This window comes from Dyella sp. (genome assembly GCF_035508675.1).
Classification (GTDB): Bacteria; Pseudomonadota; Gammaproteobacteria; order Xanthomonadales; family Rhodanobacteraceae; genus Dyella_B.
Genome location: NZ_DATJMN010000183.1, coordinates 1 through 9,349 on the forward strand (window position 1 = coordinate 1; position 9,349 = coordinate 9,349).

Annotated in this window: 7 protein-coding genes and 2 pseudogenes; 4 read left to right on the plus strand and 5 right to left on the minus strand. The window is 64.2% G+C overall.

Going from position 1 to position 9,349, the window contains the following annotated elements:
• Both VMA74_RS09870 and VMA74_RS09875 read left to right on the plus strand, forming a co-directional pair.
• Positions 1 to 341, plus strand: a 341-nt coding sequence (locus VMA74_RS09870; RefSeq protein WP_325366548.1) for a hypothetical protein, incomplete at its 5' end; no start/stop codon positions are given.
• Positions 342 to 504: 163 nt separating this feature from the next.
• Positions 505 to 1,203 (plus strand): BBE domain-containing protein, encoded by a 699-nt coding sequence (locus VMA74_RS09875; RefSeq protein WP_325366550.1) that lies wholly within the window; start codon positions 505 to 507, stop codon positions 1,201 to 1,203.
• Positions 1,204 to 1,296: 93 nt separating this feature from the next.
• Here VMA74_RS09875 and VMA74_RS09880 read toward each other — a convergent pair whose 3' ends face one another.
• From VMA74_RS09880 to VMA74_RS09890, 3 genes are all read right to left on the minus strand, one after another.
• The gene (locus VMA74_RS09880) at positions 1,297 to 1,443 is read right to left on the minus strand and encodes a hypothetical protein (RefSeq protein WP_325366562.1); all 147 of its coding nucleotides are present in this window, start codon (positions 1,441 to 1,443) and stop codon (positions 1,297 to 1,299) included.
• Between the two features lie 242 nt (positions 1,444 to 1,685).
• Positions 1,686 to 2,717 carry a hypothetical protein gene (locus VMA74_RS09885; protein ID WP_325366552.1) on the minus strand — a complete coding sequence of 344 codons (1,032 nt, stop codon included), beginning with the start codon at positions 2,715 to 2,717 and terminating at the stop codon, positions 1,686 to 1,688.
• A 67-nt stretch (positions 2,718 to 2,784) separates the two neighbouring features.
• A complete protein-coding gene (locus VMA74_RS09890; protein WP_325366554.1) occupies positions 2,785 to 3,474 on the minus strand; it encodes a hypothetical protein in 690 nt (229 codons plus the stop codon).
• Between the two features lie 455 nt (positions 3,475 to 3,929).
• On the opposite strand from VMA74_RS09890, the gene VMA74_RS09895 reads away from it, so the two are divergent.
• Both VMA74_RS09895 and VMA74_RS09900 read left to right on the plus strand, forming a co-directional pair.
• Positions 3,930 to 7,253 (plus strand): winged helix-turn-helix domain-containing protein, encoded by a 3,324-nt coding sequence (locus VMA74_RS09895; RefSeq protein ID WP_325366556.1) that lies wholly within the window; start codon positions 3,930 to 3,932, stop codon positions 7,251 to 7,253.
• Positions 7,250 to 7,702, plus strand: coding sequence for a hypothetical protein (locus VMA74_RS09900; RefSeq protein ID WP_325366558.1), 453 nt, complete (start codon positions 7,250 to 7,252; stop codon positions 7,700 to 7,702). Before VMA74_RS09895 ends, VMA74_RS09900 begins: the two co-directional genes overlap by 4 nt.
• A 153-nt stretch (positions 7,703 to 7,855) precedes the next feature.
• On the opposite strand, the pseudogene VMA74_RS09905 reads toward VMA74_RS09900, so the two are convergent.
• Positions 7,856 to 8,516: pseudogene (locus VMA74_RS09905) on the minus strand (transposase); the annotation flags it as partial.
• 478 nt (positions 8,517 to 8,994) lie between these two features.
• Positions 8,995 to 9,349 (minus strand): annotated as a pseudogene (locus VMA74_RS09910) (hypothetical protein); the annotation flags it as partial.

Genomic DNA, 9,349 nt, shown 5'->3' on the forward strand with positions numbered 1-9,349 from the left:
TGATCCAGGCTCCCTCGCCGGCGCTCCCGTGGCTGCTTGAAGGACGTCACCGGGACACCATCGAGACGCTGGCGAAGGTTCGCGACTTCCTTCCCGAAGACGCAACGATCATTCCGGGACACGGCCGCCCCATGCGACCGGTGGATATCGATTTTCCGATTCGGTATCTGCGCGAGCTTGATGCCGCGGTGAGCGCAGCAATCGCGGCGGGTGGATCAGTCGAAGCCACGCTCGCGGCGGCCCGCATGTCCCATTACGACGAATACAGCTTGTTCGACTGGGCACACAACACGGTCAACGTGCCTGCTGCGTACGAGTCCATTCAACAGACCGCTAAGTAAACAGAGCGCAGTGCCCTGCCATGCGAACACCCATGGCAGCACATGCCAAGCTTAAACAGGAATGAGAGATCCAGGCACGTCGCGGTGTGGTACGTGCGGCCGTACTTAAGGCAACACTGAATAAGTATCGCCGTCGTCATGATGTCTGGAAGGCTCGCAGGGTGTGCTGCGTGGCGCCGTATTGACTGTTCCCGCGCAGCATTTGTGGGACGGCGCTTATTTCCAGAAACACTGGCCAGGCCATATGCGGTTCGACGATCGCCCCGGCGCACCCCCCTGGCACATGTTCTGGGACGGAGAACAGAACGAAGTGGGCCGATTTATCCACGGCTATCGCTCAGCATGGCTGCCGGCGAAGTTGCTGCAACCTGGCCTTCGCAGCAGCCTCGTTGATGCGCTGTTCGATGCATCGCGCACGCACAGCATCGAGCTGTATTTTGGCAAGGGGCTGGCAGGTGGCTCGTCGGACGCGCTTGTGCGCACGCGCGATACGGCGATGAATCCTCAAGTGTTGGATGCCTTCGTACTTGCAATACTTGGTAGCGACGGCGGCCCCGCCTTTCCTGGCATGCCAGGCGCGAAGGTCGATGCGGAGCAAGTGCGTCACGACATCCGTGCCCTGGATCAGGCGATGGGCGCACTGTATCGACTGGTGCCCGATGCTGGAAGCTACGTATCGGAGAGTGACTATTTTCTGCGCGATTGGCAAAGCCGATTTTGGGGGTCTAACTATGCTCGCCTGGCAACCATCAAAGAGCGCTACGACCCGAGTGGTTTGTTTGTCGTCCACCATGGCGTAGGCAGCGAAGCTTGGAGCGAAGATGGCTTCACGCCTGTCGCGGGGGTAGGTCAGGCATTGTGATGTCCGACCTGTCCTGATCCACTTCGCGATAAATCAACTCACAAAATCGCGGAATAATCATCGCGTATCGCACTAATTCTCCTGGTTGCTTTGTCAGCGCTTTTTCGCGTTTCGCCAATAGCCGCTCCGGATGAGGATGCGCAACATGCGGCCCAGCCCGAATGCCGGTGGGCCGCCGCCATCGGCGCGCGGCTTTAGGTAGAACGGTTCGATCAACGCATACAGCTGCGCCCACGGCACCACTTTTCCATCTCGGCCAGAAAGACATCTGCAAGCCGTGTGGCCACGGCCAGTTGATCGGGTATCGGTGGCCATCCCGGTTCAACTATGCGGCAAAATCAGAGCTTCCTTAAGGTCAATGGCACTAACTCAAGCGTCATTGCTCCATGGCTTGCCGCGATGTGCTCCCTCCCCTACTTCGCAGGGGAGGGGGCACATCACTGCAAGCGTCGAGATACATGCTTAAGTTAGTGCCATTGTCCTTAAGGTTGCTCCGATTGACCCTGCGTGGGCGGTGCGGGTGCGCGGCTCAAGGTGATCGCCAAGTCGATCGCGGGCGAACCCACGCAATAATCCACGCGCAGCGTATTGATGGATGCGTGGCGGTTCTTGGCCATGAAGGCGCCGAGTGCGTTGTGTGCCCGCTGGGCCAACTGCTTCAGGCCGTGCTGGTCGAGATAAGCGAGGATCGCGCCGGGGTTGATGCCGACGACGGCGATGGCTTGTTCGATTTGCCGGATGATGTAGTCCGCATCGGGCGTGAGCAACCATTGCAGTTGAAACAGGCTGCCGGACGGGTTGGCCGCGTGGGCGTTCACCCGTTGCTGTTCGCGATCGACCATGACGGCAAGGTCGGTGGTGTCGGCATAGCCGCCGGTGTAAAGCGCGGGGTGCCAGATGTGCGAGCGCAACGCGGGGTCGAGTGTATTGCTCTCGACTGCGAACAGCACTTTGGAGCCTTCGGCGGTAATCGTCTTGACCGCGGCGCGGCGCAGATAGGTGGCCGGATCGGCCGGACAGGCGACCAGCGCCTGCGTGCCCAGTTGCTGGATGACGTACCGGCCGAGCGCGGTCAGTGGATCGTCGTGGGCCGGGTAGGTGTCGAAAGCGAAATGCGAGGCGACCACGACGACCAACTCGTGGCGGGTTTCGGCGAGGAAGGCCTGGATATCGGCGAGCACGGCCTGCAGCGTGCCGCACACGATCGGCCCGTGGTGGATGTGGAAGCCGTTGTCCCAGCACACGCGCAGGTCGAGCACGCGCACGCCGCCACGCAGCTGCTGCAGGATCGGTTGCGGCTGCGCCTTGGTGAAAGCGCTGACGATGGGACCGGTGAGCTGGCCCAGGCCCAGCGCGTCGAGGTAGGCGACGACCGCGCCCCATGGTCCGCCGGGCGGCAGCAGGCCGCCGTCGACGTCATAGGTGCCGGCGTCGTGCGCTTCGGGCAGCACGAGTTGGGCGAGGGTTTTTTCCAGCACATCGGGCGTGTCGGTCATCCAGTTGGCGTAGTCCATGATGTCTCCGTGCGGGCTTGCGCAACGGCCTGCGAGGGCCGTTGCGCGGTGGGATGATGGGCGTGGGTCAGCTGCTCAACGGCAGCACGCTGGCGATTTCGCGGTTGAGCAGCGGCGTGAGCTGGCCGGCCAGCAGGGACAGCAACTGCGGCTTGAACAGGTTGACGATGCCGTCGGCGATGGGATCGATAAGAAAATCGAAGATGCCCAGCCCGTGGATGCTGACGGTGATGGCGCCGGTGTGGGCGCTGAGGTTGGCGAGCGTGATGGCGGTGATGGAGAGCGTGCCGTTGTTTTCGGTCACCGTGATGGTGCCCAGTGCAGTGGCACCCGGGCTGCTGACGTTGATGGTGCCGCCCAGGCTCACGCTGGGATGGATGAAGCCGCACTTGGCGCCGACGCCGCCGCTGACCGAGCCGCTGAAGCTCTTGCCGAGCGAAGCGGCCATGGTGAGGTTGCCGACCAACACTCCTTTCTGTTCTACCAGGTTGGTGACCACCAGGCTGTCGATGGACATCGAGCTCAGGCCAGTGAAGTTGCCAACGGAATAGTTGGCGTAGACGGTGGCGTCGCAGATGCCCAGGTCGATCGAACCTGGCGACACGGTACCGCTGGCGACGTTCTGCCAGGGATCGAGGTGCCTGTCCTTGATCTCACCGTCGATCACCGGGTTGGCGATCGGCAGCAGGTCTTTGAGCAGGCCGTTGACAATGTTCAGCAGCTCGTTGCGCGTGTTGAGGCCGTTCGTAATGCACATGGGAGGTACTCCTTCAAATCGCGGGTTGTTGGGTCGATGGGCCCCGGAACGTTCCGAGGCGATGTGCGGGACGGGTCGGTCGTTGGGCGGATCGCGCCGCCTTCCGGCGCCAAGGCGCCGCCCCCTTTTGAATGTCGTGTCCCGGTGCGGCGCGTGAGCGATGCGCCGGCCGTGCGTCACGACCAGGGGCACGCTAGCGAGCGGTCTGGCGGCGCATTCTTCTGTTTTTCTTCCGGGCACCGGGGATGCGCTAAGTGTTTGTCGGCAATGGGCGTGATGCAGGTGCGCAGGCGCGATGCGGCACGGCGTTCAACTTGACATCGCGCAGTCGGCGTCTAAGCTCGGCCGACTGCGCCCAGGCGCCGTTTACGCACCGGATGGAAAGCCGGAGCGGGAGCGCGTGGCGGCGCGGACAGCTCTGATCCGCAGCAAGGGGGACGCCGTGGAGCATTGGATTGAGCAGCGGTGCGCAGCGCTGGCGCCGCACCGTCATGCGTGATTTCCACTTCGGCGGCTGGCTGGTCGAGGCCGATCGCTGCACGCTCAGCCGCGCAGGCCACCGCGTGCAGGTGGAGCCGCGTGCGATGGATGTGCTGGTCGCGTTGTGCGCCGAACCGGGCGAGATCCTCAGCAGCGACACCCTGCTGCAGCGTTGCTGGGGCCGCCTGGTGGTGGGTGAAAACCAGGTGCACAAGGCGATTGCGCAGTTGCGGCGCGCATTGGGCGACGACGCAAGCACCGGTACCTATATCGAAAACGTGCGCAAGCGCGGCTATCGCACGGTGGCGCCGGTGTTGCTGGCGCCTGGCGGCAGCTCGGCGGCGAACCGCAAGAGCTGGGGCGATGGGTCGCCTTACGTCGGCCTGGATGCATTCGGCGCCTCGCATAGCGCAGTGTTTTTCGGCCGCGATGCGGCCCTGCGCGCGCTGCACGATACGGTGGTGCGGCTGGCGCAGGGCGAACGCTGCCTGCTGCTGGTGCTCGGGCCAAGCGGTAGCGGCAAGACGTCGCTGATCCAGGCCGGGCTGTTGCCGGCGCTGAGCCGCTATGACCCGCGCTTGCAGGCCGTGGCGGCGACGACGCTGGATATGGGCGCGATCGGCACGGCTTGCCCGGCGACCGCGCTGGCGGCCAGCCTGCTCGATCTGGAATGCGACGGCCAGCTGTTGCTGGGCGGGCACAGCGCCGAGGGCTTGGCCAATAAGCTGATGCGTACGCCGGAGGCAGTGCTGGGGCCGTTGCGGCGGCTTACCGCGCAGCAGCCGCAGGCGCGCGCGGCACTGTTTGTGGACCGGCTCGAGGCGCTGTTTTCCGCGCCCGGCATCGATGCGGCGCAACGCCAGGATTGTCTGCTGCTGCTGGATCAGCTTGCGCGCTGCGGCGCGATGGTGGTGCTGGCGGCTTGCCGCAACGATTTCTATCCGCAGCTGGCGCAGCACGCGCTGCTGATGCAAGACAAGCACGCTGGCGGGCATTTCGATCTGCAGCCACCCACTCGCGCGGAGCTGGCGCAAATGATCCGCAAGCCGGCGGAAGCGGCGGGCTTGCGTTTCGATATCGACACGCAGAGCCAGGCGCAGTTGGACGACATGCTGTGCGAGGCGGCGGCGCGCAATCCCGACGCGCTGCCGCTGTTGCAGTACACGCTGCACGAGCTGTACCTGCAGCGCAGTGCCGCCGAGGTGTTGACCTTTGCGGCGTATCAGTCGCTGGGCGGCATCGAGGGCGCGGTGGGACAACGTGCCGAGACGGTATTGAACGGCCTGCCGGCAGCTTCGCAGGCAGCCTTGCCGCGCATTTTGTCCTTGCTGGTATCGCTGCGCGCCAACGATGACACCGTCAGCGGCCACCATGCACCGTGGTCGGCGCTGCAGGGTGAGGCGGAGCATCGGCTGGTGGCGCGACTGGTGGAGCAGCGGCTGTTTGTCAGCCTGGCCGCCGAGCGGCAGCCGGTGTTCGGCGTGGCGCACGAGGCACTGCTGCGGCAATGGCCGCGCGTGGTGGAATGGATCGCCGCGCATCGCCACGCCTTGCGCGTGCGCAGCCGCATCGAAGCGCACCGGGCGCTGTGGTCAGGCGACAACCGCCACGTACAGCGCCTGTTGCCGCGCGGGCGGCAACTGGATGAAGCGCGCGAATTGCTGGCGCAGCGCGATATTCCGCTGAGTGCGGAGTTGCGCGCCTATATCGATGCGTCCAGCCGGCGCGTACGGCGCGCCGATCGGCTGCGGTTGGCGGCGATCGGTGGCTTTGTGGTGCTGGGCCTGGCGGCGGGCCTGTTCGGCGTACTGGCACGCCGTGCCACTGCGCTGGCGCAGCAGCGGCAGCGCGAAGCCGAGGGCTTGATGGATTACATGCTGGGCGGACTGGCCGACCAGTTGCGTCCGCTGGGCAAGCTGGATCTGCTCGACGGCGTAGCCAATGTCGCGCTCGGTTACCTGCGCCAGCAGGCGCCGGATGCATTGAGTGCCGATGCCCGCGAACAGCAGGCACATGCCTTGCAGACGATTGCCGAGGTAGCGCGCGCGCACGGCGACTCCACCGCCGCGCACGATGCGCTGGTGCGGGCCGAACAGTTGCTGGATGCGCAGGTGGCGCACGGCGTGCGGACGGTGGCGGTGTTCAAGGACCTGGGCGCGGATGCCTTCTGGCTTGGCCAATTGCGACTGGACCAGGGCGATCCTGCCGGCGCCGCCAGGTATTTCCAGCGCTACCTGGATGACGCCGAACGCATGAGCGCGCTGGAGCCGAAGGCGGCGGACGGCTGGATCGAGCGGTCCTACGCACACAACAGCCTGGGCTCGGTGGCGCAGATGCAGGGCGAGGAGGAGCTGGCCGCCACCCATTTCGAAGCCTCGATCGCGCTCAAGCGCCAGGCGCTGGCGCAACAGCCCGACGCGCGCGGCCTGCGTGCGGAACTGGCGGACAGCCTGTCGTGGCTGGGATCGACGCGCGCGGCGCAAGGCCAGCTGCCGCAAGCGTCCGCCCTGTACGCGCAGGAACAGGCGCAGCTACAAGCCTTGCGCCAGCAAGCGCCCGCCGAGTTCCAGTGGACTTACCGCCTGCTGGCCGCCTTGCGCCGGCAGGCGCAATTGCTGAACGACCAGGGCGACGATCAGTCTGCGCTGGCGACACTGCAAACCGCCGCGGGCCTGGCCCAGCAGTTGTTGCAGCACGATGCAGGCAATCGGCTGTGGCAGCGGGCGGCATTGAATGTCGCCAGCCTGGCCGATGCGGTGCGTGCCGACCTGGGCGAACTGGCGCCGGCACTGGCCGGCCAACGGGCGACCGCGACCAAGCTGGCGGCGCTGTCCGCACTTGATCCGCGCAACCGTTCCTGGCGTGCGCTGCAGGCCACTAGCGATGCTGATGCGGCGGAAATCCTGCTGCGCCTGCGACGCGCGCCGGAAGCCCAGGCGCAGATGGAACAGGCGCTGGCCTTGATGGCGCCGCTCGGCACGCCCGCGCAAGCCAGCACCGCGCGCCAGCAGCGCGTGGCCGATTACCTGGTGCTGCTTGCCGATGCGCAAGCTGCGAACGGGCACGCGGACGCCGCGCAGGCTTCCTGCCGGCAGGCGTTGGACTTTGCGCGCGCCGCGCTCGCGCACAACGCGCTCGACTACCAGACCTTGGTGCCGATGGTGCATGCCCAGCTGTGCTTGGGGCAACGCCAGCAGGCGGCGCCACTGATCGCGCAGCTGGCCCGCTTCGGCTACCGGCGCGCCAATTACCTGGCCACGCTGGCCAGCTATTCATTCACTCCCAAGGATCCATCATGAGCGACAACGACTTTCCGGCCAACGGCCAACTGATCCAGATCGAGGTGACCGTCGCCAAGCAGGGCGCGGGCTATGCATGGAGCTATGCGCTGATGAAGGCGCCGCCCGGCGTCACCGTGCATCCCGGCCACGGTACCTTGTACATCCCGCAGGACTTGGGTTCGGCGCGCATCGACTACATCCTCAATGTCCAGGCCAGCGCGCCATCGATCGACATGGTCTATGCCAACCTCAACGTGCAGTTGCCCAATGGCGTCACCGCGCAGATCGACAGCATCACCATCCACCGCCAGGACAACCGCGTCGCGGTGCAATTCGACAACCAGAACCAGCGCGAATTCGGCGTGTTCCTGATCGCGCGCGACAGCGGCAATCCGAACCAACCCATCATCAGCCCCGATCCGCAGGTGACCAACGATCCGAACAGCGAGCCGCCGACCGGGCAGTAAGCGCCGTAGCTGCCGCGCCGTCGAGCGGGAGGTTCCCGGCGTCGACGGCGCGGCGTGCGTCAATCGATAGTTGTGATGACCGTAGCTGAAGATGCGCGTGACCTGTGAACAGACAGGGCGACTGAGGACGGCGGCACTTATTGAGTGTTGCCTTCGTCGGAGCAAAAGTCGTGTTTCGGTGAGCCAAACCCACGTTTCGGCGACCTGCGGCAATCGATCATGATGCATGACCAAACGTCGTGCACGCTCGTTCCAGGCATGCGTACGCTCCACCACCCAGCGCTTGGCAAGCACGACAAAGCCGTTCGCGTCGGCAGTGACCGTAAACAAATCCGGCTGCTTAGCATCGACCCAACGTCCCACATTCCGATTGGCCGGATGACGTACAACTTGCACGTGAATGTCGTGGCACTGCGCAACGGTCTGCGCGCACTGTCCGGCATAACCAGAATCGACGTACAGCATCTGGATGCTTGGATATTTGGACATCGCGCTAGCGACCACCGGATGAGCGCCCTCGCGATCCTGCACGCTGGCCGCCGTCACACTCACGGCCAGCAAGAGCCCCAGGGTATCCACGATCAAGTGGCGCTTGCGGCCCTTGACCTTCTTGCCTGCGTCGTAGCCGGTATCACCACCTTGAGGCGAGCCGCGCGTGGACTGGGCATCGAGTACCGCGGCCGTGGGTTCGGCGGCGCTCCTGTGTCGCTGACGCCATTGCGCGCGCAGGCGATAAGGACCATTCGGCATCCGTGAGGCAACTGGGATAAGTCTGCTCCGGCTCCTGGCGCCGGTGTGCATCGGTGTAGCCGTAACGCCAGGAATGAGAGATCCAGGCACGTCACGGTGTGGTACGTGCGGCCGTACTTAACCACACGTTCCCGCAATTCGGCTCCAATTCTGCTGCTCTTTGTGGACATGCCTCGCCATGGTGTGTGCAATCGGGCGACGCTGAAGCCCATCTTCCTTCTGACAATTGAGGGTGCGAGTGAGTCATTTGGCGCGGGATTATTCTGCGTTTGAACGATTGCCTACAACGACTGCGACACCAGCGGCACTGTTCGATTTTGCTGATTACGACTTTTCGCCAACGATTCGGAACAACTGTTCTGTTTGATGACGATCCTGCTTGAGATGCTCGCGTTTGCTGGCGGTCGTTGCTGGTTTGCTGTACGCCGAATTGCGTAGGTGGCCGAATCAACAACCAGACAGGGGGTGCGCTGAGTACGACAGTCCAAATTACAAACCAGAAAATCTCCCGCGCCCAAATCCACGTATTCAAAAGAGGAGCGTCACGACATGGCATGTGCCCGATTTTTTTTGAAGGTCAGCCACAACGCTGCAGCCAAGAAGTAAAAGGCGCCAAACCCGGCATAGCCAGTCAGCTGAACGAGACCGGGCGCGACATGGAAGGACCGGTAAATAAAAGCGATGCCCGCGAGCGCCGACTGCGCACCGCTGATCATCATGAAGGCTTGCCCACCGAGTTTTCGGCGCGAGATGCCGACGGTCAGCTGAAAGATACCCGCAAGAAGCGCCCAGCTACCAAACACCAGAACGCCACCCGCATTGCCGTGCAGACCCACAGCAATGCCCATACAAATGGCGGTCATTGCACTGACGATCATGTTGAACGTTTGGCCTTTG

What these genes read in the sequence shown, in the direction of transcription:
- VMA74_RS09890 (WP_325366554.1), bottom strand. Translation starts at nt 3,474, where the DNA reads ATGTGCATTACGAACGGCCTCAACACGCGCAACGAGCTGCTGAACATT.
- VMA74_RS09885 (WP_325366552.1), bottom strand. Translation starts at nt 2,717, where the DNA reads ATGGACTACGCCAACTGGATGACCGACACGCCCGATGTGCTGGAAAAA.
- VMA74_RS09900 (WP_325366558.1), top strand. Translation starts at nt 7,250, where the DNA reads ATGAGCGACAACGACTTTCCGGCCAACGGCCAACTGATCCAGATCGAG.